20 protein-coding genes and 1 riboswitch are annotated in these 21,689 nt (G+C 70.3%); of the genes, 15 read left to right on the forward strand and 5 right to left on the reverse strand.

The genetic code is table 11. From position 1 onward, the window contains the following. The first annotated feature begins 36 nt into the window (after positions 1-36). The 5 genes from ACIA8E_RS09785 (at position 37) to ACIA8E_RS09805 (ending at position 6,465) form a co-directional block, all read left to right on the forward strand. The gene (locus ACIA8E_RS09785) at positions 37-846 is read left to right on the forward strand and encodes a c-type cytochrome (RefSeq protein ID WP_313936919.1); all 810 of its coding nucleotides are present in this window, start codon (positions 37-39) and stop codon (positions 844-846) included. Further along, a complete protein-coding gene (locus ACIA8E_RS09790; protein ID WP_399296284.1) occupies positions 843-1,898 on the forward strand; it encodes a Rieske 2Fe-2S domain-containing protein in 1,056 nt (351 codons plus the stop codon). The genes ACIA8E_RS09785 and ACIA8E_RS09790 overlap by 4 nt, the downstream gene beginning before the upstream one ends. Then, complete coding sequence (locus ACIA8E_RS09795; RefSeq protein WP_399296286.1) at positions 1,895-3,520, forward strand: cytochrome bc complex cytochrome b subunit; 1,626 nt, start codon at positions 1,895-1,897, stop codon at positions 3,518-3,520. The genes ACIA8E_RS09790 and ACIA8E_RS09795 overlap by 4 nt, the downstream gene beginning before the upstream one ends. 124 nt (positions 3,521-3,644) lie before the next feature. Continuing rightward, the gene (trpD, locus tag ACIA8E_RS09800) at positions 3,645-4,709 is read left to right on the forward strand and encodes an anthranilate phosphoribosyltransferase (protein ID WP_399296288.1); all 1,065 of its coding nucleotides are present in this window, start codon (positions 3,645-3,647) and stop codon (positions 4,707-4,709) included. A gap of 85 nt (positions 4,710-4,794) precedes the next feature. Next, positions 4,795-4,912: riboswitch (SAM riboswitch) on the forward strand. A 176-nt stretch (positions 4,913-5,088) separates the two neighbouring features. Continuing rightward, a complete protein-coding gene (locus ACIA8E_RS09805) occupies positions 5,089-6,465 on the forward strand; it encodes an aminotransferase class V-fold PLP-dependent enzyme (protein WP_399296290.1) in 1,377 nt (458 codons plus the stop codon). Between the two features lie 88 nt (positions 6,466-6,553). Here the strand turns inward: ACIA8E_RS09805 and ACIA8E_RS09810 are convergent, their stop codons facing one another. Further along, entirely contained in the window at positions 6,554-6,835 is a 282-nt protein-coding gene (locus ACIA8E_RS09810; protein ID WP_005318592.1) for an Lrp/AsnC family transcriptional regulator, read from the reverse strand. Further along, positions 6,832-7,581 (reverse strand): rhomboid family intramembrane serine protease, encoded by a 750-nt coding sequence (locus ACIA8E_RS09815; RefSeq protein WP_399296292.1) that lies wholly within the window; start codon positions 7,579-7,581, stop codon positions 6,832-6,834. Before ACIA8E_RS09815 ends, ACIA8E_RS09810 begins: the two co-directional genes overlap by 4 nt. Before the next feature lie 170 nt (positions 7,582-7,751). Between ACIA8E_RS09815 and ACIA8E_RS09820 the strand changes: the two genes are divergently transcribed. The 5 genes from ACIA8E_RS09820 (at position 7,752) to ACIA8E_RS09840 (ending at position 13,236) form a co-directional block, all read left to right on the forward strand. Further along, a complete protein-coding gene (locus ACIA8E_RS09820) occupies positions 7,752-7,994 on the forward strand; it encodes a hypothetical protein (protein WP_030933560.1) in 243 nt (80 codons plus the stop codon). Between the two features lie 36 nt (positions 7,995-8,030). Beyond that, a complete protein-coding gene (locus tag ACIA8E_RS09825; RefSeq protein WP_399296294.1) occupies positions 8,031-9,392 on the forward strand; it encodes an NYN domain-containing protein in 1,362 nt (453 codons plus the stop codon). Between the two features lie 283 nt (positions 9,393-9,675). Beyond that, a complete protein-coding gene (locus ACIA8E_RS09830; protein ID WP_399296296.1) occupies positions 9,676-10,701 on the forward strand; it encodes an NlpC/P60 family protein in 1,026 nt (341 codons plus the stop codon). Positions 10,702-10,939: 238 nt separating this feature from the next. Beyond that, a complete protein-coding gene (locus ACIA8E_RS09835; protein WP_399296298.1) occupies positions 10,940-11,965 on the forward strand; it encodes an NlpC/P60 family protein in 1,026 nt (341 codons plus the stop codon). Positions 11,966-11,982: 17 nt separating this feature from the next. Then, positions 11,983-13,236, forward strand: coding sequence for a hypothetical protein (locus ACIA8E_RS09840; RefSeq protein ID WP_399296300.1), 1,254 nt, complete (start codon positions 11,983-11,985; stop codon positions 13,234-13,236). On the opposite strand, the gene ACIA8E_RS09845 is transcribed toward ACIA8E_RS09840, so the two are convergent. After that, on the reverse strand, positions 13,193-14,491 hold the full coding sequence (locus ACIA8E_RS09845; RefSeq protein WP_399296302.1) for a glycosyltransferase 87 family protein: 1,299 nt from the start codon (positions 14,489-14,491) through the stop codon (positions 13,193-13,195). The genes ACIA8E_RS09840 and ACIA8E_RS09845 overlap by 44 nt on opposite strands. A 100-nt stretch (positions 14,492-14,591) precedes the next feature. Here ACIA8E_RS09845 and ACIA8E_RS09850 point away from each other — a divergent pair, with 100 nt between their 5' ends. Beyond that, positions 14,592-15,734 (forward strand): glycosyltransferase family 4 protein, encoded by a 1,143-nt coding sequence (locus ACIA8E_RS09850; RefSeq protein WP_399296304.1) that lies wholly within the window; start codon positions 14,592-14,594, stop codon positions 15,732-15,734. 48 nt (positions 15,735-15,782) lie between these two features. On the opposite strand, the gene ACIA8E_RS09855 is transcribed toward ACIA8E_RS09850, so the two are convergent. Together ACIA8E_RS09855 and ACIA8E_RS09860 are read right to left on the reverse strand one after the other, a co-directional pair. Continuing rightward, positions 15,783-16,250, reverse strand: a complete 468-nt coding sequence (locus ACIA8E_RS09855; protein WP_399296306.1) for a spore-associated protein — start codon at positions 16,248-16,250, stop codon at positions 15,783-15,785. Positions 16,251-16,346: 96 nt separating this feature from the next. Beyond that, complete coding sequence (locus ACIA8E_RS09860) at positions 16,347-18,143, reverse strand: AMP-dependent synthetase/ligase (protein WP_399296308.1); 1,797 nt, start codon at positions 18,141-18,143, stop codon at positions 16,347-16,349. A 279-nt stretch (positions 18,144-18,422) separates the two neighbouring features. Here ACIA8E_RS09860 and ACIA8E_RS09865 point away from each other — a divergent pair, with 279 nt between their 5' ends. The 4 genes from ACIA8E_RS09865 to ACIA8E_RS09880 all read left to right on the forward strand — a co-directional run bounded on the left by ACIA8E_RS09865 (position 18,423) and on the right by ACIA8E_RS09880 (position 21,642). Next, positions 18,423-19,229, forward strand: a complete 807-nt coding sequence (locus tag ACIA8E_RS09865) for a metallophosphoesterase (protein WP_399296310.1) — start codon at positions 18,423-18,425, stop codon at positions 19,227-19,229. Between the two features lie 132 nt (positions 19,230-19,361). Beyond that, on the forward strand, positions 19,362-19,811 hold the full coding sequence (locus ACIA8E_RS09870; protein ID WP_399296312.1) for an SRPBCC family protein: 450 nt from the start codon (positions 19,362-19,364) through the stop codon (positions 19,809-19,811). Positions 19,812-19,815: 4 nt separating this feature from the next. Next, positions 19,816-21,078, forward strand: a complete 1,263-nt coding sequence (locus ACIA8E_RS09875) for an ArsA family ATPase (RefSeq protein ID WP_399296314.1) — start codon at positions 19,816-19,818, stop codon at positions 21,076-21,078. Positions 21,079-21,183: 105 nt separating this feature from the next. Continuing rightward, positions 21,184-21,642 (forward strand): DUF5304 domain-containing protein, encoded by a 459-nt coding sequence (locus tag ACIA8E_RS09880; protein ID WP_399296316.1) that lies wholly within the window; start codon positions 21,184-21,186, stop codon positions 21,640-21,642. The last annotated feature ends 47 nt before the right edge of the window (positions 21,643-21,689 follow it).

Here is a 21,689-nt window from a genome sequence, read left to right on the forward strand (position 1 = left end):
GCATCGACGCAGAAGATCCTGACACCGGGGTAATCCGTGAAAAAGCTCTCCGCACGACGACGCCATCCGTTGGCGGCGGTCGTCGTACTACTCCTCGCGCTGGCGGCTACCGGGGGGCTGTACGCCGCGTTTGCGCCCGCGAGCAAGGCGCAGGCCGACGACACCGCCCAGTCCCTCGCCATCGATGAGGGCAAGAAGCTGTACTCCGTCGGTTGCGCCAGCTGCCACGGAGCCGGCGGTCAGGGCTCGTCCGACGGGCCGAGCCTGGTCGGCGTGGGCTCCGCCGCCGTCGACTTCCAGGTCGGCACGGGCCGTATGCCGGCCCAGCAGCCGGGTGCCCAGGTACCGAAGAAGAAGGTCATCTACACCCAGGCCGAGATCGACCAGCTCGCGGCGTACGTCGCGTCGCTCGGCGCCGGCCCGATCGTGCCGACCGAGGACCAGGTCAGCCCTGACGGTGCGGACATCGCCAAGGGTGGCGACCTGTTCCGTACCAACTGCGCGCAGTGCCACAACTTCACCGGCGAGGGCGGTGCCCTGACGAAGGGCAAGTACGCGCCCAGCCTTGAGGGCGTGGACCCGAAGCACATCTACGAGGCCATGCAGACCGGCCCGCAGAGCATGCCGTCCTTCCCCGACTCGACGATGCCCGAGCAGCAGAAGCGGGACATCATCGCGTACGTCAAGACCGTGAACAGCGCCGAGTCCGAGACCCCTGGTGGCCTCAAGCTGGGCGGGCTCGGTCCGGTCAGCGAGGGTCTGTTCGCCTGGATCTTCGGTCTGGGCGCACTCGTCGCAGTTGCCGTTTGGGTCGCGGCCCACACCGCTAAGGCCAAGAAGTCATGAGTAGCCAAGAGAAGATTCCAGAAGAGAACCTGCCCGCTGAGCAGGAAGCCGCGCACGGCGCGGTAGAGGGCGCGGACGACCCGTTCGCCGACCCGGGGCTGCCGGCCCACCGGCCGCGCATCCAGGACATCGACGAACAGGCCGCAAAGCGCTCCGAGCGCACGGTCGCGTTCCTGTTCGTGCTGTCCATGCTGGCGACCGTCGGCTTCATCGCCTCGTACGTCATCTTCCCGGTGGACAAGATCGTGTTCATCTGGCCGTTCGGCCATGTGAGCGCGCTCAACTTCTCCCTCGGGCTGACCCTGGGCGTGGCGCTCTTCACGATCGGCGCGGGCGCCGTCCACTGGGCGCGCACCCTGATGTCCGACGAAGAGGTCGCCGACGACCGGCACGCCATCGAGGCGGAGCCCGAGGTCAAGGCGAAGGTTCTCGCCGACTTCGCGGCCGGTGCCGAGGAGTCCGCGTTCGGCCGGCGCAAGCTGATCCGCAACACCCTGTTCGGTGCGCTGGCCCTGGTGCCGCTCTCCGGCGTGATGCTGTTGCGCGACCTCGGCCCGCTGCCGGAGAAGAAGCTCCGTCAGACCCTGTGGTCCAAGGGCAAGCAGCTCATCAACATGAACACGATGGAGCCGCTGCGTCCCGAGGACGTCGCCGTCGGTTCGCTGACCTTCGCCATGCCCGAGGGCCTGACGGAGGACGCTCACGACTTCCAGACGCAGATCGCCAAGGCTGCGCTGATGATCATCCGTATCCAGCCGGAGAACATCAAGGACAAGCGTGAGCGCGAGTGGGCCCACGAGGGCATCGTGGCCTTCTCGAAGATCTGCACCCACGTCGGTTGCCCGATCAGCCTGTACGAGCAGCAGACGCACCATGTGCTCTGCCCGTGCCACCAGTCCACCTTCGACCTCTCCGACGGCGCCCGCGTCATCTTCGGTCCGGCCGGTCACTCCCTTCCGCAGCTGCGGATCGGTGTGAACAGCGAGGGCAACCTCGCGGCGCTCGGTGACTTCGAAGAGCCCGTCGGTCCTGCATTCTGGGAGCGCGGATGAGTACTGCGACCGACACGAAGCGCAAGGCGCCCGCCGGTGAGCGGGTGGCCGACTGGGCGGACGGCCGGCTCGGGATCTACTCCCTGGCCAAGGCCAACATGCGCAAGATCTTCCCGGACCACTGGTCCTTCATGCTCGGTGAAGTCGCCCTCTACAGCTTCATCATCATCATCCTCACGGGTGTGTATCTGACGCTGTTCTTCCACCCGAGCATGAACGAGGTCGTGTATCACGGCTCGTACGAGCCGATGCAGGGCATCCGGATGTCCGAGGCCTACGCCTCGACGCTGGACATCAGCTTCGACATCCGCGGTGGTCTGCTGGTCCGCCAGATCCACCACTGGGCCGCGCTGATCTTCCTCGCCGCCATGTTCGTGCACATGATGCGCGTCTTCTTCACGGGTGCGTTCCGCAAGCCGCGTGAGATCAACTGGCTGTTCGGCTTCCTGCTGTTCGTGCTGGGTATGTTCACCGGCTTCACGGGCTACTCGCTCCCGGACGACCTGCTCTCGGGTACGGGTGTCCGCTTCACCCAGGGCGCGATCCTGGCCACGCCGATCGTCGGCACGTACATCTCGATGTTCCTGTTCGGCGGAGAGTTCCCCGGCGGCGACTTCGTCGCCCGGTTCTACTCGATCCACATCCTGCTGCTGCCGGGCATCATGCTCGGCCTCGTGGTCGGCCACCTGATCCTGGTCTTCTTCCACAAGCACACGCAGTTCGCGGGTCCCGGCCGCACCAACAAGAACGTGGTCGGTATGCCGTTGCTGCCGATCTACATGGCGAAGGCCGGAGGCTTCTTCTTCCTGGTCTTCGGTGTCATCGCGGTCATCGCGGCGATCGCCTCGATCAACCCGATCTGGGCCATCGGTCCGTACCGCCCGGACCAGGTGTCCACCGGCGCCCAGCCCGACTGGTACATGGGCTTCGCCGAGGGTCTGATCCGAGTGATGCCTGGCTGGGAGATCAACCTGTGGGGTCACACGCTCGTCCTGGGCGTGTTCATCCCGCTGATGGCCTTCGGCCTGGTGCTGGCCGTGATCGCGGTCTACCCGTTCGTCGAGTCCTGGGTCACCGGGGACAAGCGCGAGCACCACATCCTGGACCGCCCGCGCAACGCCCCGACCCGGACGGCCTTCGGCGTCGCCTGGATCGCGGAGTACATCATCGTCTTCATCGGCGGTGGTAACGACCTCTGGGCCACGCACTTCGATCTCTCGCTGAACTCCATCTCGTGGTTCGTCCGGATCTTCATCTTCGTGGGCCCGGTCCTGGCGTTCCTCGTCACGAAGCGGATCTGCCTCGGCCTTCAGCGTCGCGACAGGGAGAAGGTGCTGCACGGACGCGAGTCCGGCATCATCAAGCGCCTGCCGCACGGTGAGTTCGTCGAGATCCACGAGCCGCTCAACCCCGCGCAGCTGCACACGCTCACCGCGCACGAGCAGTACAAGCCGGTCGAGATCGGCCCGACGGTCGACGAGAACGGTGTCGAGCGCAAGGTGCCCGCGATGCAGAGGCTGCGGGCCAAGCTCAGCAAGGGTTACTTCGGCGAGCACAACCAGATCGAAAAGCCCACTGCCGAGGAGTACAAGGAGATCACCAGCGGCCACGGCCACCACTGATCGCCTCGACTGATCGCCACAGCGGGAGCCCCGTCCATTCGATGGACGGGGCTCTTTGCTGTCCCGGGCGCTCGATAGGGTGGGGTCCATACCCTTTTCGGCTGTGGACCCCCAGGAGCGGACCATGAACGTTGTGACCCCGGTCGGCGGCGACAGCGTGGCGGCTCGTTCCTGGCCCGGCGTGCTGAACGCTCTGCTGCGCGGCCAGGACCTGACCGCCGACGACACCGCGTGGGCGATGGACAACATCATGAGCGGCGAGGCGACCGACGTGCAGATCGCCGGTTTCGCCGTCGCCCTGCGCGCCAAGGGCGAGACCGTCGACGAGGTCACCGGACTCGTCCGCGCCATGTACGAGCACGCCACCACGATCCAGGTGCCGGGCCGCACGGTCGACATCGTCGGAACCGGCGGCGACCTCGCCAAGACGGTCAACATCTCCACGATGTCCGCGATCGTCGTCGCGGGCACCGGAGCCAAGGTCGTCAAGCACGGCAACCGCGCCTCCTCCTCGGCCAGTGGCGCCTCCGACGTCCTGGAGAAGCTCGGCGTCAATCTGGAGCTGGCCCCGCAGCGCGTCGTCGAGGTGGCGGAGGAGGCAGGTATCACCTTCTGCTTCGCGGTGAAGTTCCACCCCGCCCTGCGGTACGCGGCGCGGGCCCGTAAGGAGCTCGGCGCGCAGACCACGTTCAACATCCTCGGTCCGCTCACCAACCCGGCCCAGGTGCGCGCCCAGGCCATCGGTGTCGCCGATCTGAAGATGGCCCCCATCGTCGCGGGCGTGCTCGCGGCGCGCGGCAACTCGGCGCTGGTCTTCCGCGGCGACGACGGTCTGGACGAGCTGACGACCACGGCGACCTCCCGGATCTGGGTGGTCCGGGACGGCGAGGTACGCGACGAGGCCTTCGACCCGCGCGACGTCGGCCTCCAGCTGGTTCCCGTCGAGGCGTTGCGCGGCGCCGACGCCTCGTACAACGCCGATGTGGCCCGCCGGCTGCTGGCCGGTGAGACCGGTCCGGTACGCGAAGCGGTGCTGCTCAACTCGGCGGCGGCGCTGGTGGCGCTGGACCCGGGCGAGGGCACGTTGAACGAGCAACTGGCCGCCGGGATCGCCAAGGCCGCCGAGTCCATCGACTCGGGTGCGGCCCGGGCGGCGCTGGATCGCTGGGTGACGGTCAGCAACGCCTGACCGAACGGGAAATGCGGACCGGGGCGCAGTCCAGATCTTGGACTGCGCCTTGCACGTCGACGCACGTATGGCAAGATGCTGGTCAGGTCATGAGTGACAGCGACTACGGCCCCGGCCCGCTGTCCGGCAACCCTCCGTCCGTGGCGGGGTGCCCCGGGTGAAGACCAGGCCGTAGGCAGCGAGGTCTGCGGCAAGCGCGGACCCCTCGACATCTGTGAATGTCACATCCCTGGGGTCCTGGTCCTCAAGGAGCCTCTTGTGAGCAAGCGAATGCGATAGGGCCCCGTCCGGCCCCTCTCCGCACCCCCTTTTTCTTCCTCCTGCGCTGCCGCGTACCCGCCGGCGCAGTGAATTCGCCTGCCTCTTACGGGAGTTCGCCATGTCTGTTGTCACCGCTGCCACCGACCGGTCCATTTGTTCCCCGCTGCCTGTTCTGGGAAAGGATGTGACCGTTCCGCTCGTTACCGGCGGAGAAGTCACTTATGCCGCCCTGGACTACGCGGCCAGTGCCCCGGCCCTGCAGCGGGTGTGGGACGACGTCGCCGCCTACGCCCCGTACTACGGCAGCGTCCACCGCGGCGCCGGCTACCTCTCGCAGCTCTCCACGGACCTCTTCGAGAACAGCCGCAAGGCGGTTGCGGAGTTCCTCGGCTGCCGCGCCGGGGACCAGGTGATCTTCACCCGGTCGACGACGGATTCGCTGAACCTGCTGGCCGCGGCGGTGCCCGCCGACTGTCAGGTCTTCGTGTACGAGACCGAGCACCATGCCTCGCTGCTGCCCTGGCGCGACGCCCGTGTCACCTACCTCAACGCTCCCCGCACCCCGGCCCAGGCCGTCGAGACGCTGGAGCGGGCGCTCGCCGGCCGTGACCCCCACGGCCCCGCGCTGGTCTGCGTCACCGGCGCCTCGAACGTCACCGGTGAGCTGTGGCCGGTGAAGGAGCTGGCCGCCGCCGCCCACGCCCACGGCGCCCGGATCGTGCTGGATGCCGCACAGCTCGCGCCGCACCACCCGGTCGACATCGACGAGCTCGACGTCGACTGGGTCGCCTTCTCCGGACACAAGCTGTACGCGCCGTTCGGCTCCGGTGTCCTCGCGGGCCGCGCCGACTGGCTGCAGGACGCCGAGCCGTACCTGGCCGGTGGCGGCGCCTCCCGGAAGGTCGCCCGGCGCACCGACGGCGGTGTGGACGTGGAGTGGCACTCCACCGCCGCCCGGCACGAGGCCGGTTCGCCCAACGTCATCGGCGTCTACTCCATCGCCTCCGCCTGCAAGGCGCTCACCGAGGCCGGCTTCGACCGCCTCGTCGCCCGCGAGCAGCAGCTCGTCACCCGGGTCCGCGAAGGCCTCGCCGAGGTCCCCCAGGTCAAGGTGCTGTCGCTGTTCGGTGACGACGCCCCGCGGGTCGGCGTCATCTCCTTCGTGGTGGAGGGCTGGAACAGCTCGCACTTTGCCGCGGCGCTCTCCGCCGAGTACGGCATCGGGGTACGCGACGGACTGTTCTGCGCCCACCCGCTGGTGCGCACCCTGCTCGGCAGCGACCCGCAGGACCCGGGCGAGTGCGGCGCGCCGGAGGCCGAGCCGGGCGAGCGTTCGCTGAACGCGATCCGGGTCAGCTTCGGCGCCGGTACGCCGGACGAGCACATCGAGCGCTTCGTCCGCGCGGTCAAGGTGCTGGTGAGCGAAGGGGCCCAGTGGAAGTACCGCACCGAGGACGGCCGCTGCGTCCCGGACCGGGGCACGGCTCAGGTCTGACCGGCCGGGAACCGAGGCCGTAATACTTCGGCCGGGGACGGGCAGCTGCCCGTCCCCGGCCGAAGTATTACGCCGTGATGTGGCGTACCTATGCGTCGAGACCGATGGCGAAGGCCGCTTCCAGGTCGTGCTGCGAGTACGTACGGAACGCGACATGCGTGTCGGTGCCCTCGACACCCGGGATCTTGCTGATCCGGCCGGGGATGACATCCGCCAGATCGTCGTGCTTGGCCACCCGGACCATGGCGATCAGGTCGTACGTACCGGTGACCGAGAAGACCTCGCTGACGCTGTCCAGCGCCGCGATGGACTCGGCGATCTCGGGAATCCGGTCCACGCTGGTTTTGATGAGCACGATCGCGGTGATCACGGCTGGCTTTCTCCCTCGGTGGCCGTGGCTGGAGTCTTCACTCTAGCCCCACGGCGGTAGCGCCCCCAGGCGTAGAGGAAGCCGGTGGCGAAGCCGACCACATGGGCGAGATAGGCCACCCCCGGTCCGCTGCCCGCACCCTGCGCGGCCATCCACTGCAGGACGAACCAGAAGATCAGCACGATCCAGGCGGGAAAGCGCAGTGGCAGGAAGAGCAGGAACGGGAAGAGGCTGGTGACCCGGGCCCGGGGGAACAGGTACAGGAACGCCCCGAGCACCGCGGAGATCGCCCCCGAGGCGCCGACGAGGGTCTGGTCGGAGTCGGCGTGCGCCGCCGCGTACGCCAGCAGGGCGAGATAGCCGCAGCCGAGATAGAAGAAGGCGAACTCCGCACGGCCCATCCGCTCCTCGGCCATCGCCCCGAAGACGTACAGGAAGAGCATGTTGCCGAGCAGATGCAGCCAGCTGCCGTGCACGAAGAGTGCGGTCAGCGGGGTGAGCAGGGCATGTGCGGAGCCGCCCCACAGCTCGGTGGGGATCACCCCCCAGCGCTCGAAGTACCCGGCCTGGGCGGCGAGCAGGGTGTCGGCGGTGCCGTACGTGGGGTTGAACCCGGAGAGCGGGCTGATCAGGAAGACGGCACAGCACAGGCCGATGAGGGCATACGTCACCGGGGCGCCGCCCGCGGTGGCGGCGCGCAGGAGTCTGCCGGTCAGTCCACCCGTCACAGCCCGCCGTTCGATCATGAACAGAGCATGACGCAAGGTGATGGAACGGGACAGACCGCCTCGCCGTGCCGATGGGTATGCACAAGGCCGTAGGGTTACAGCAGGACATCCGCAGTTCGACGGCGCACCGCGAGATCCTTGGCAGGCAGCAGCACGACGCTCGACGCTCGACGAAAGAGGACGCAACGATGACGACGGTTCCACAGCCGACCGACGGGACCCGCTGGCGCTGCACGCTCTGCGGGAATCTCACGCGCTTCGACGTGACGCGTTCGTCCAAGGTTGTCGAATACGTGCATCTCGACCTCGCAGGAGAGGCGACCGTCGAAGAGCGCGAGGTGGTCAGTGAGACCATCGAGTCGGTCCGGTGTCGTTGGTGCAACGCGGTGGACCAGATCGAACTAGTCGACAGGCCGGGTGCCGACTCCTGACGGGGCCGTGCGGACAGACATTTGGGGTGACGGATCGTGGAGCAGCCCGCAAGCGGCGCCGAGCCGGCAGGTGGAGCCGGCGACGCCGTCGAGGCGCTCGACCGCCCGCTGCCCGAAGGCGTACGGCGGCGGGTCGTCGCGCTGGTCTCGGACGCGTTCGGTGGCCTCACGGTCACCGAACTCCCGGCCCAGCTGAGGCAGTACGCCCGCTTCACCCCGACCCGGCGCGCCAAGTTCGCCGGGAACGCGATGGCGGCCGCCCTGGAGAGCGACACGCTGTTCCGTCAGCGCATCGGAGAACGGCTCCGGGAGTCCCAGCCCGAGCTGACCGCGGCTGTGGGGGCAGGATCGCCGCCCGCTGCCGCCGACCCTGTCGATGTGGCCGCCGCAGCCTATGTGCTGCGCCCGGTCGGCTGGGTGAAGCTGGTTGCCGCAGCCGGCGAGGAGGTCCAGCGGGCCGACGCGGAACGGGCCGACGAGGAGAGCCGGCGCGAACTGGAACGGCTGCGCGAGGAACTCGCCCAGGCCCGGACCCAGACCAAGAGCGAGACCGAACGGCTCCGCGGTGAGCTGGACGCGGCCCGCAAGGAAGCCGACGCGCTGGGGCGCAAACTGCGCTCCGCCCTGAATGAGGTCAAGCGTGGTGAGGCCGCGGTCCGCCGGGGCAAGGCCGAGACCGAGACCGTACGGACCGAAGCGGCCGCCCGGATCTCCGCGGCCGAGAGCGAGACCCGGCGGCTGCGGGCCCGGCTCGGAGAGGCGGAGGCGTCCGTCGAGGCGAGCCGCAGGGCAGCCAGGGAGGGCCGCACGGTCGAGGACATGCGGCTGCGGCTGCTGCTCGACACGGTGCTCGACGCGGCCCGCGGGCTGCGCCGCGAACTTGCCCTGCCGCCCTCCTCGATCCGTCCCGCGGACAGCGTCGACGCTGTCGAGCCGGGCGCGATGTCGCCCAAGGACATTGCCGCCAGGGCGCTTTCGGACACCGATCCGGCCCTGCTCGACCAGCTGCTCGCACTGCCGCAGGCCCATCTGATCGTGGACGGCTACAACGTCACCAAGACCGGCTATCCGCAACTGCCGCTGGAGAAGCAGCGACTGCGCCTGCTGGGCGGTCTCGCGGTGCTCGCGGCGCAGTCCGGCGCCGAGATGACCTGCGTCTTCGACGGGGCCGAACTGGCCGCTCCGGTCCTGCTCGCGCCGCCGCGCGGGGTGCGGGTGCTCTTCAGCAAGCCGGGTGTCACCGCCGACGAGCTCATCCGTCAACTGGCCCGCGCCGAACCGCCGGGCAGGCCCGTCGTGGTGGTCTCCACCGACCGCGAGGTGGCGGACGGTGTGGCGAAGGCGGGGGCCAGGCCCGTTGCGTCCGTCTTGCTCCTGAAGCGACTTTCGCGCGCCTAGTGCGAGTTGTGGTGACTTGCCGGAATTTATGGAACGGACCGTCAAGCTGTCGCTACACGCGGTGTGATGTGAGTAAAGAAGTGACTGCTGGGGCGAGATTTTGCTTGTGAGGATTTGAACTGATCACAAGATGGTCACTAAGGTCGGGCCTCGAACCTTCGCACGGTTGATCGCCCATCCGGGGTGGCAGCGAAGGAACCGCCGAGTCCGTGACGTGCACGGAGCCGGGGATCCGATCCCCCACAGCCCGGTAGGCGGCTCGAGGAAGAAGGAGCTCGCCTTCGTGGCGTCCCACCGTCGTCCCAAGCAGCCGAGCCGCACCCGCGTGACCGTGCTCACCGCGACCGCCGCCGCGGCCGTTGCCCTGACCTCCCAGGCCGCCCACGCCGACCCCAAGCCGACCAAGAGCGAGGTCAAGGCGAAGGTCGACAAGCTCTACCACGAGGCGGAGACGGCCACCGAGAAGTACAGCGGGGCCAAGGAGCAGCAGCAGAAGCTCGAGAAGCAGGTCGACGCGCTGCAGGACAAGGTGGCCCGCGGCCAGGAGGAGCTCAACACGCTCCGCAGCGGCCTCGGTTCGCTCGCCGCCGCGCAGTACCGCTCCGGTGGCATCGACCCGTCCGTGCAGCTCTTCCTCGCCTCCGACCCGGACAGCTTCCTCGACGAGGCCTCGGCCCTCGACCAGTTGACGGCCAAGCAGACCGAGTCCCTGGAGAAGATCCAGGAGAAGCAGCGGGCCCTCGCGCAGCAGCGCAAGGAGGCCCAGGACAAGCTGGCCGACCTCGCGGACGTCCGTAAGACGCTGGGTGAGAACAAGAAGAAGTTCCAGGGCAAGCTCGCCGAGGCGCGGAGCCTGCTCAACACCCTGACCGCCGCCGAGCGCGAGAAGATGCGCCAGGACGACCTGCGGGCGAGCCGCGCCGCGGGCAGCCGGGTCGATCTGGGCAACGAGGTCCCCGCCTCCGCCCTCGGTGCCGCCGCCCTCCGGGCCGCCGCCACCCAGCTCAACAAGCCGTACGTCTCCGGCGGTACCGGCCCCAGCTCCTACGACTGCTCGGGCCTCACCCAGTGGGCCTATGCCCAGGCCGGCGTCGCCATCACCCGCACCACATACACCCAGATCAACCAGGGCACCCAGATAGGCCGCAGCGCCCTCAAGCCGGGCGACCTGGTCTTCTTCAACAACACGGCGCACGTGGGCCTGTACGCGGGCAACAACACCGTCCTGCACTCCCCGAAGCCGGGTGCGGTGGTCCGCTACGAGTCGATGAACACCATCGGCAGCTTCCAGGTCGGCGTGCGCATCTGACGACGCCCGAACGGGCGAATTCCCACGCCCCGACCGACTGCCCGCCCCGCCGGAGATCACAGGTCACCGGCGGGGTGGCGGCTTTCGTGCCCCTCACCCGACCGCCACGGCCGTTGGGCGCTCCGTAGTCGCGCGGCTACTGTCTGCCTGCTGTGCAGCTCCCGTCCGTCGGTCCGCCCGCCCCGGGCGGCAGGGGGCTGCGCACCTCTGCGTACAGCGGAAGGGAGTGCGGCGTCCTGTGGTGTCCCATCGCCGTTCCACACAGCCCGGTGTCAACCGGAGCGTCCGGATCACAGTCCTGTCGGCGGCGACCGCCGCCGCCGCACTCGGGGCGGCCACCGCGAGCGCCGAACCGCAGGACACGCCCCGGACCGCGAAGGCCGAGGTCGACCGGTTGTACGGCGAGGCCGAGCGCGCCACCGAGCAGTTCGACAAGGCCGGGGAGGACGCCGAGCGGCTGCGCGGCGAGGTGATCCGGGCCCAGGAGCGGGCGGCCCGCGACCAGGAACAGATCAACCGGCTCCGCACCGCGGTCGGTTCGGCCGCCGCCGCGCAGTACCGCGCAGGCTCCATCGATCCCTCGCTCGCCCTGCTGCTCTCTTCGGACCCGGACAGCTACCTCGACCGGGCGGCCACCCTCGACCGGCTGAACGTCCGTCGGGCGAGCACTCTGCAGAAGCTCCAGCGCGCCCGGCGCGGGCTCGCACAGGCCCGGGCGGAGGCCGCCCGCTCGCTGGCCGGTCTGGAGCGCAACCGGGCCGCCGCCGTCCGCCACAAACGGACCGTCGAGCAGAAACTCGAGCGGGCCCGGCAGCTGCTGAGCTCGCTGCCGGGCGCGGACCGGGCGGCCTTCGACCGGTCCTCGCGCACCGGCCGCGACGACGTCTTCCCGGGCATGACCGATCTCCCGCCGGGTTCGTCCCGGGCGGCGGCCGCCGTGACGGCGGCCCGGCATGCCGTCGGACGCCCGTACATCTGGGGTGCCAACGGGCCTGCGGGATTCGACTGCTCCGGGCTGATGCAGTGGGCGTACGCCCAGGCCGGTGTCAGCCTGCCGCGCACCTCCCAGGCCCAGCGGTACGCCGGACGCATGGTGCCGCTCTCCATGGCCCGCCCGGGCGACCTCGTCGCGTACCGGGCCGACGCCAGTCACATCGGGATGTACGTCGGCAACGGCCAGGTGATCCACGCCCCGTACCCGGGCGCCCCGGTCCGCTACGACCCGGTCGGCATGATGCCCGTCTCGTCGGTCACCCGTATCTGACCCGTACCCTCGACCGGGTGGCTGATCAGGGGCGTACGGCAGGCCGGGGACGTGACGGACGGTGGCGCGCGGCGGGCGCGGCACTCACCGCTCTGCTGCTCGCGTCCGCCTGCACGGCCCCCGCCACCACCTCCCCCGACACCACGGTCCGCGACGTCCGCGCCACCCTGGACCGCCGAGCCGCCGCCGTCCTGGACCACGACCCGGACGCCTATGCGGCCACGGTCGCCCCCGGGGCCACCGGCCTGCGGACGGCCCAGCGCCGTGAGCTGGCCAACCTCGCCGACGTGCCGCTGAGCTCGTGGACGTACGAAGTGACGGACGTGCACGAGCACGGCGCCGCCAGGGCCACCGCCGACGTCGAACTGCGGTACCGGATCGCGGGCTACGACAGTGCCCCGGTCACCACCGACCGGGTCCTCGACCTGGAGCGGCACGGAGCGGACGGCCGCTGGTACATCGCTGCCGACCGGGCCGGGAAGGACGGCGGCCGGCAGCTCTGGCAGCAGGGCGACGTGCGGGTCGTACGCGGCACGCACAGCCTCGTCCTCGGCGTCGGCCGCACGCAGGAGGAGCTGCGCCGGATCGCGGACACCGAGGACCGCGCGGTGCCCGCCGTCTCCGCCGCCTGGCCGGAGCGCTGGGCCGCCCGCGTGGTGGTGGTCGTGCCGAAGACGGTCGACGACATGGCCGGGCTGCTCGGGGCACCGGTGGCGAACTACCGGGGCATCGCGGCCGTCACCACCGGGGAGACCGGCGGCCCGGGCCGGACGCCCGCGGACCGGGTGATCGTCAACCCGCAGGCGTACGCGATGCTCGGCACGTTCGGACAGCGGGTCGTCCTCACCCACGAGACCGCCCATGTCGCCACCCGCGCCCGTACCTCCGCCGCCACCCCGACCTGGCTCTCCGAGGGCTTCGCCGACTGGGCGGCCTACCGCGCCGAGGACCGGACCCCCGCACAGGCCGCGCCGGAACTGGCGGAAGCCGTCCGGAGCGGCGAGCTGCCCGCCGCACTCCCCACGGACGAGGATTTCCGCTTCGGTGGCGACTCCGGGCGCCTCGCGAGGGCGTACGAGGGCGGCTGGCTGGCCTGCGCGCTGATTGCCGACCACTGGGGCGAGAAGAAGCTGTTCGCCCTCTACCGGGCCGTCGGGGGGCACTCAGGGCGGGACGGAGCGTCGGAGCAGGCCCTGCACGAGGTGCTCGGCACGACCGAGCAGGACTTCACGGCGCGCTGGCGGCAGTATCTGCGGTCCCGTCTCGGCTGACGTCCCCGGCCGGCGCGGACCCGCGGTAGCGGACCGGCCGGACCGGCACCGGCTGCTCCGGCCTTCCCGGCTCGGTCACCGTCCGCCGCCACAGCCGCCTCGCCGCGACCAGGGTCGCCGCGACCAGCAGGCCATTGCGTACGAACATCAGCGTCACGCCCGTTGCGTCGCTGGTCACCACGTGGATGAACCCGAGCGGGAACTCCAGCTGCGTGACGCCCGTCGCGGCCAGTACCAGTCCGGCCGGCAAGCCCATCCGGCCGGACCGGAAGACCAGACAGACCGCCGCAAGGCCGACCAGCCACAGCATGTACTGGGGGCTGATCACCCGGCTGGTGGTCGTGAACAGCAGGACCGCGGTGAACGCCGCGTCGGCGGTGGTGCTCGCCCCGGACGTGCGGGCCCGCAGGCGCCACACCAGCAGCCAGCCGCAGGCGATCAGGCTCAGACCGAGCGCCAGCGTGCTCACCAGTGGTACATGCGGACCGAGGAACTCCAGCGATCCGTAGTTCAGCTCCACCCGGCCCTGCCAGCCGAACTGCCGCGCCACATGGAATACCAGCGCGCCCAGCGACTCGACCTCGGTGCCCCGGTCGCGCTGGAAGCCGAGAAAGGCCAGCGCGCCCGGCATCGCCGCCGCAGCCGCCACCAGCAGACCGGCCGCCGTCACCGCGGCCGCCGTCCACGAGCGGCGGGTGTGCTCCCCGCGTGCCGTGCCGACGAGCAGCAGCACCGGCCACACCTTCAGCAGCGCGCCGAAGGCGGCCAGCGCCCCCAGCACCCGCGGATGCCGCGCCCCCGCCAGCAGCGCCGCCACCGCGACCGCCGTCACCATCACGTCGTAACGGGCGTACGCGGTCGTGCCGAGCAGCGGCACCCCCGCCACCCAGACCCAGCCGCCCGCCGTCCGCCTGCCGGCCCGCCGGCCCGCGTACAGCAGCAGGCCCAGTACCAGCGCGTCGCACAGGCACACGAGGGCGAAGAAGGCCGAGGTGTAGTCCAGGAACGGCAGCAGTGCGGGGGAGAGGATGGCGAGCGCCGCGACGGGTGGGTACTGCCAGGTGACGTCGGACTGCGGGTACGTACCGCTCTTCAGTACCTCGGACCAGCCGTGGTAGATCACCGAGACGTCACTCGTCACGTCCGGGCCCGGCAGCGTGATGACCTTCAGGACGCAGAGCAGCAACACGGCCCTGGTGAGGGCCCACACCGCCACGGGTGCGAGAAATCTGCCGGTTCCGCCTGCTGCCGTCATGGCCGCACTCATTCCCTTCGCCGGTGGCTCGATGAGCCATGATGCACGGCGTCTCTGTGCGGGAGCCATCAGGCCCAGCTGTTCGGTACTGTCAGCGGCGATGGACAAGACCCTGATCGTGACCAATGACTTCCCGCCCCGACCCGGCGGTATCCAGGCATTTCTGCACAATATGGCGCTGCGCCTGGACCCCGGACAAATTGTTGTCTACGCCTCCACCTGGAAGCGGAGCCCCGAGGGCGTCGCGGCCACCGCCGCGTTCGACGCCGAGCAGCCGTTCACCGTCGTCCGCGACCGTACGACGATGCTGCTGCCGACCCCCCGGGTGACCCGGCGCGCGGTTCAGTTGCTGCGCGCACACGACTGCACATCCGTCTGGTTCGGCGCCGCCGCCCCTCTGGGGCTGATGGCACCGGCGCTACGGAAGGCGGGCGCCCGGCGCCTGGTCGCGACCGCCCACGGGCACGAGGCGGCCTGGGCCCAACTGCCCGCGTCGCGGCAGCTGTTGCGCCGGATCGGCGAGGGCACGGACACCATCACGTACCTCGGCGAGTACACCCGCTCCCGGATCGCGGCCGCGCTCACCCCCGAGGCCGCGGGCCGCATGGTCCGACTGCCGCCCGGTGTCGACGAGAAGATCTTCCACCCGGACTCCGGCGGGGACCGGGTCCGGGCCCGGCTCGGGCTCACGGACCGGCCCGTCGTCGTCTGCGTGTCGCGGCTGGTGCCCCGCAAGGGACAGGACACCCTGATCCTCGCGATGCCCGCGATCCTGGCACGTGAGCCGGACGCCGTACTGCTGATTGTCGGCGGCGGACCGTATGCCAAGGAGCTGAAGAAGCTCGCCGAGGAGACGGGCGTCAGCGACTCCGTACGGTTCACCGGACCGGTGCCGTGGGAGGAGCTGCCCGCCCACTACGGCGCGGGCGACGTCTTCGCCATGCCGTGCCGCACCCGCCGCGGCGGCCTCGACGTCGAGGGCCTCGGCATCGTCTACCTGGAGGCGTCCGCGACCGGACTGCCGGTGGTGGCGGGTGACTCGGGCGGCGCCCCCGACGCCGTACTGGACGGTGAGACCGGCTGGGTGGTGCGGGGCGGCTCCGTGGAGGAGTCCGCCGACCGGATCGCCACCCTGCTCGGCGACCCGGAGCTGCGGCAGCGGATGGGGGAGCGGGGCCGGGCCTGGGTCGAGGAGAAGTGGCGCTGGGACCTGCTGGCGGAGCGGCTCAGAACGCTGCTGTGAGACACACAGCGATGCCCGGCGCGTCCCGCGCCGGGCATCGCTGTGTTTTCAGCCGCAGTTGCCCCAGCTCATGCGACCGCCGCTGGCGTTGGCCCCGGCCTGTCCGTCCGGCCCGGTGTTGATCGAGCCCCAGTACTTCACGCACTTGCCCGCGGCGCTGCCCCGGACCGGCCCGGCGTAGCTGGTGTAGTTGCCTTGGTCGACGTACGTGTTGCCGTTCTGGATGATGAGCTGGGCCGTGGTGAAGGTGGCCGTGCCCGTGTACGAGGTCTTGACCGTCACGACACAGTTCTTGCCGTTCCCACTGCTGTACATCAGGTAGACGGTACCGGCGACCGTGCCGCTGCTGAACTTCACGGGGGACGAGGCGACGACGGAGTAGCCGTGGCCGTCGGCCCCGCAGACCGCGGTCGGACTGGCCGCGGCCGCTGCCGCGTCGGCCGTGGCAGGCACCGCCACGAAGGCGGAGGCTGCCACGGCCAGGACCAGACCGGCCCGCTGGAAGGCAGTACGCACAGGGGTCTCCCTAGGGAAGCGGATCAGTTCGAGTGATCCCGACCCTTGCACCGCCCCCGCATGGGGGAGAAGACCAGGTTTCGGCCAACGACCCGGTCAGCGCTGGTAGATGGACTCGACCTCGTCCGCGAAGTCCTTCGCCACCACATTCCGCTTCAGCTTCAGCGACGGCGTGATGTGGCCCGCCTCCTCGGTGAACTGCGAGGCAAGGATGCGGAATTTACGCACGGACTCCGCCTTGGACACCGCCGCGTTGCCGTCGTCCACCGCCCGCTGCACCTCGGCCAGCAGCTCCGGGTCCTCGCGCAGCGACACCGCCGTCGAGCCGGCCGGCTTGCCGTGCTCCGCGGCCCAGTGGCCGAGGAACTCCTCGTCCAGGGTGATCAGCGCACCGACGAACGGCCGCCCGTCGCCGACCACCATGCACTCGGCGACCAGGGCGTGGCTGCGGATCCGGTCCTCGATCACCGCGGGTGCGACGTTCTTGCCACCCGCCGTGACGATGATCTCCTTCTTGCGGCCGGTGATCGCGAGATAGCCGTCCTCGTCGAGGGTGCCGATGTCGCCCGTGTGGAACCAGCCGTCGGCCAGCGCCTCGGCCGTCGCCGCCTCGTTGTTCCAGTAGCCCGCGAACAGGTGCTCGCCGTGCAGCAGCACCTCGCCGTCGTCGGCGATCCGGACGACCGATCCGGGCAGCGGCTGGCCGACCGTACCGATCTTCTGCCGGTCCCACGGGTTGAAGGCGGTGGCCGCGCACGTCTCGGTGAGGCCGTAGCCCTCCAGCACCGTGAAGCCGATGCCGCGGTAGAAGTGCCCGAGCCGCTCGCCCAGCGGCGCGCCGCCGGAGATCGCGTACTCGCCGCGGCCGCCGAGCACGGCCCGCAGCTTGCTGAAGACCAGCCGGTCGAACACCTTGTGCTTGAACTTCAGGCCGATGGACGGACCCTCGGGGGTGCCCAGCGCGCGGCTGTACGCGATCGCCGTGTTCGCGGCCTTGTCGAAGATCTTGCCCTTGCCGTCGGCCTGCGCCTTGGCACGCGCCGAGTTGTAGACCTTCTCGAAGACCCGCGGCACACCGAGGATCAGCGTCGGCCGGAACGAGGCCAGCTCATCGGTGAGGTTCTTGATGTCCGGGACGCAGCCGAGCTTGATGGGCGCCATCACCGACGCCACCTCGACCAGCCGTCCGAAGACATGGGCCGCGGGCAGGAAGAGCAGAACGGAGCACTCGCCGGTGCGGAAGAGAGGCCTGAGCCGCTCCACCACGTTGCCGCACTCCGCGAAGAAGCTGCGATGGGTGAGCACACAGCCCTTGGGGCGGCCGGTGGTGCCCGAGGTGTAGACGATGGTTGCCGGGTCGTCGGCCCTGGCGCTCGCGCTGCGCAGGTCGACGGTCTCCTCCGAGACCTGGGCGCCCGCCGCGGTCAGCTCGTCGACCGCGCCCCTGTCGATCTGCCAGACGTTGCGCAGGCCGGGCAGCCGGTCGCGCACGGAGGTGACGGACTCGGCATGCGCGTCGCTCTCGACGAGGGCCGCGACCGCGCCCGAGTCGCCGAGGATCCACTGGACCTGCTCGGCGGAACTGGTCTCGTACACCGGGACGGTGACCGCCCCGGCGCTCCAGATCGCGAAGTCGAGCAGGACCCATTCGAAACGGGTACGGGACATGAGTGCGACCCGGTCGCCAGGCTCGATGCCCGCGGCGATCAGGCCTTTGGCGGCGGCTCTGACCTCGGCCAGGAACTGGGTGGCGGTCACATCGGCCCAGACGCCTGCCACTTTGCGGCTCATCACCGCGACGTCGGGATGCTGCGCGGCATTGCGGCGGATGAGATCCGTCAGGTTGCCGTCCGAGGGGACCTCGTACAGGGCCGGAAGGCTGAACTCGCGCAAGACTGCTGCTCCTCATCGGGCTCCGGTGCCACGGCACTGTGTGACGCACCGGATGCGGTCCAAGATTGGCGGGTGCTCAGTGGGGTGAGCACGACTGGACTGCCCGGACGTTACCCATCAGTACTCGGTTCCGGATAGGGGGTTCCGGCCAGATGTTTTATGCGTCACACATATTGGTGGTCCTTGCGCGCACAGTAGTGCACCCGGGTTACGACCAGGAAGTAACCGCAGGTCCGGCGGCTCTACCCATGCTGCGGGCGTCGTCCTAGGGTGATCGTCATGCGAGCCGGACCGAACAGCCGTGATGCCGCCACCGCACGCCGTACCCGCATCCATGTGGTCAGTGACGTGCATGGGAACACCGAAGCGCTGGCCCGTGCCGGGGATGGCGCGGACGCGCTCATCTGCCTCGGTGACCTGGTGCTCTTCCTCGACTACGCCGACCACTCGCGCGGTATTTTCCCCGATCTCTTCGGTGTCGAGAACGCCGACCGGATCGTCGAACTGCGCACCGCCCGACGCTTCGAGGAGGCCCGGGACTTCGGTCGCGGTCTCTGGGCGGGCCTGGACCGCAACGCCGCCATCGTCGGCGCGGTGCGCAAGCAGTACGCCGAGTTGTTCGATGCGCTCCCCACCCCCACGTACGCCACCTACGGCAATGTCGACATCCCCGATCTCTGGCCCGAGTACGCCCGCCCCGGCACCACCGTCCTGGACGGTGAACGCGTCGAGATCGGCGGCCGGGTCTTCGGCTTCGTCGGCGGCGGACTGCAGACCCCGATGCGCACCCCGTACGAGATCAGCGACGAGGAGTACGCCGCCAAGGTCGAGGCGATCGGCGAGGTGGACGTCCTGTGCACGCACATCCCGCCCGACGTCCCGGAACTGACGTACGACACCGTGGCGCGCCGCTTCGAACGCGGCAGCCGGGCCCTGCTCGACGCGATCCGCCGGACCCGCCCCCGGTACGCGGTTTTCGGCCATGTCCACCAGCCGCTGGTCCGCCGGATGCGGATCGACGCCACCGAATGCGTGAACGTCGGGCACTTCGCGTCGACCGGCCGGCCATGGGCCCTGGAGTGGTGACCTGGACCGGCGACCGGGACCGGTGGCCCGTGCCGACCGGACCCTGGGACGATGCGCCCCGCGCACGCGATAGCCTTCTGGCGGCAGGCCTCTGCCTACCGACCGGTACCCCGCACTGGAGGAGCCACAGCGATGGCTGAACACACCAGCTCGAGCATCACGATCGAGGCGGCACCGGCCGACGTCATGGGCGTGATCGCCGACTTCGACCGCTACCCGGAATGGACCGGCGAGGTCAAGGAGGCCGAAATCCTCGCCAAGGACGACAACGGCCGCGCCGAGAAGGTCCGCCTCGTCCTCGACGCCGGTGCGATCAAGGACGACCACACCCTCGCGTACACCTGGACCGGCGACCACGAGGTCAGCTGGACCCTGGTCAAGTCCCAGATGCTGCGTGCCATCGACGGCTCCTACGCGCTGGCCCCGATCGGTGACGGCAGCCGCACCGAGGTCACCTACCGGCTGACCGTCGACGTCAAGATCCCGATGCTCGGCATGATCAAGCGCAAGGCCGAGAAGGTCATCATCGACCGCGCACTGGCCGGTCTGAAGAAGCGCGTCGAGTCCGTCCCGCGGGGCTGACCCGGTGCGTACGGTCCTCGTCACCGGCCCCGGCGGCGCCGGCCGTACCACCGTCGCGGCGGCGACCGCACTGGCCGCCGCCCGTCGCGGCCGCCGCACGCTGCTGCTGTCCGCCGACGCCATACCCGGTTTCCCCGACGCCACGGAACCCACCGAGGTCACCGAAGGACTCCGGTTCGCCCGCGTCGACTCCGGCGAGCACTTCCGCACCGAACTCCTGGCCCTCCAGGACCAGGCGTCCCCGGTACTCGACCTGCTCGGCGGCAACCGGCTCGACGCCGAGGAGCTGACCGAACTCCCCGGCAGCGGCCAACTCGCCCTGCTGCACACCCTGCGCCGCGTCGTCGAGGGCGACTGGTCGCACGACGGCCACGAGCTTCTCGTCGTCGACCTGCCGCCGCTGCGCGAAGCCCTCGCCGTCCTCGCCCTGCCCGAGCAGCTGCGCCGCTATCTGCGCCGCCTGCTGCCCCCGGAACGCCAGGCCGCCCGCGCCCTGCGCCCGATGCTCGCGCAGCTCGCCGGCGTTCCGATGCCCGCCCAGTGGCTGTACGAGACCGCCGCCCGCCGCGACGCCGAGCTGGCCGCCGTCCAGACGCTGATCGAGGACCGGGGCACCACGGTCCGCCTCGTCGCCGAACCCGGACCCGCCGCCGAGGATGCCCTGCGCCTCGCCCGCACCGGACTCGCCCTGCACGGGCTGCGCGTCGACACCCTCACCGTCAACCGGGTGCTGCCCCGCCACTCGTCCGACCCGTGGTTCGCCGCGCTCGCCGCACAGCAGGAGAAGTGCGTCGACCACTGGTACGAGGAGTGGGCGCCGGCCACCTCGCTGTGCGAGGTGCCCCACCTCGGCCGGGACCCGCAGGGGCTCGACGACCTCACGCTCCTCGACACCGGGGCGAACCGCACCGCCTTCGAGGTGGCGGGCAACGGGGGAGGCCACTTCGAGGGCGACGGGCTCGCCGTCGAACCGGCCTACCGGCCGGGCGGGCGCGCCGACAACCCCTGGTGGATCGAGGGCCCGAGCGTCCCGGACGGCCCCGATGGGGTCCTGGTCTGGTGCCTGCCGCTGCCCGGAGCCGTCAAGGAGGAACTCCAGCTGGTGCGGCGCGGCGACGAATTGGTCCTGACCGTCGGCCCGTTCCGCCGGATCGTGGAGCTGGAGTCCGGGCTGCGCCGCTGCACCGTCTCCGGCGCGGCGCTCACCGACGGTGTGCTGCGCGTCCGGTTCACCCCGGACCCGGGCCTGTGGCCGCGGACCTCCTGAACGGCGTACCACCGTTCGGGTAACGTCGGTAGTGCGTGTCCCTTATGCGCCACCGTACGTGTCCCGTACGCGTCACCGTCCGCAACCATGTCGCAGGAGTCCGCCATGAGCGAAGCCACCGATCGTCCCGTCGACGACGACGCGTGGGCGAAGGCCTGCGCCGAGGATCTCGAAGCGGAGAAGGCCCGCCGCCGCGCCCAGCACGGCCCGCCGCCCGGCTCCGCCGCCGAAGAACTGCGCAAACTGGTCGATGCCGTGGCCGACAAGGTCTCCGCCCTCCAGTCCCCGCTGTTCGGCGTGGCCGCCCAGGGCGCCGTACAGCAGGTGATCAAGCAGGCGAAGTCTGTCGTCGAACCCGTCATCGAGCGCAACCCCGATGTCTTCGACCACATCGCCGCGGCCGGCAGCGAACTCCTCGCCGCCTACCGCTCCGCCGTCGAGAGCCAGGAACGTCGCTGGACCCAGGGCGCCACCGACACCGGCGGCCCCTCGAAGAAGGCCGACGACCCCACCGACCCGCGCGACGGCGGCACCGGCGCGGGCGAACACATCGACCTGGACTGACCGGCACCGATAGGGCGGGGTCCGGCGCTCGGGTACGGTTGCCCGTA

This window comes from Streptomyces sp. NPDC051664 (genome assembly GCF_044453545.1).
Lineage (GTDB): Bacteria > Actinomycetota > Actinomycetes > Streptomycetales > Streptomycetaceae > Streptomyces.

Coding starts and splice junctions, on each gene's coding strand:
- trpD (WP_399296288.1), top strand. CDS start 3,645: ATGAACGTTGTGACCCCGGTCGGCGGCGACAGCGTGGCGGCTCGTTCC.
- ACIA8E_RS09845 (WP_399296302.1), bottom strand. CDS start 14,491: ATGACGGCAGCAGGCGGAACCGGCAGATTTCTCGCACCCGTGGCGGTG.
- ACIA8E_RS09880 (WP_399296316.1), top strand. CDS start 21,184: ATGAGCGAAGCCACCGATCGTCCCGTCGACGACGACGCGTGGGCGAAG.
- ACIA8E_RS09870 (WP_399296312.1), top strand. CDS start 19,362: ATGGCTGAACACACCAGCTCGAGCATCACGATCGAGGCGGCACCGGCC.
- ACIA8E_RS09795 (WP_399296286.1), top strand. CDS start 1,895: ATGAGTACTGCGACCGACACGAAGCGCAAGGCGCCCGCCGGTGAGCGG.
- ACIA8E_RS09790 (WP_399296284.1), top strand. CDS start 843: ATGAGTAGCCAAGAGAAGATTCCAGAAGAGAACCTGCCCGCTGAGCAG.
- ACIA8E_RS09820 (WP_030933560.1), top strand. CDS start 7,752: ATGACGACGGTTCCACAGCCGACCGACGGGACCCGCTGGCGCTGCACG.
- ACIA8E_RS09805 (WP_399296290.1), top strand. CDS start 5,089: ATGTCTGTTGTCACCGCTGCCACCGACCGGTCCATTTGTTCCCCGCTG.
- ACIA8E_RS09815 (WP_399296292.1), bottom strand. CDS start 7,581: ATGATCGAACGGCGGGCTGTGACGGGTGGACTGACCGGCAGACTCCTG.
- ACIA8E_RS09850 (WP_399296304.1), top strand. CDS start 14,592: ATGGACAAGACCCTGATCGTGACCAATGACTTCCCGCCCCGACCCGGC.
- ACIA8E_RS09865 (WP_399296310.1), top strand. CDS start 18,423: ATGCGAGCCGGACCGAACAGCCGTGATGCCGCCACCGCACGCCGTACC.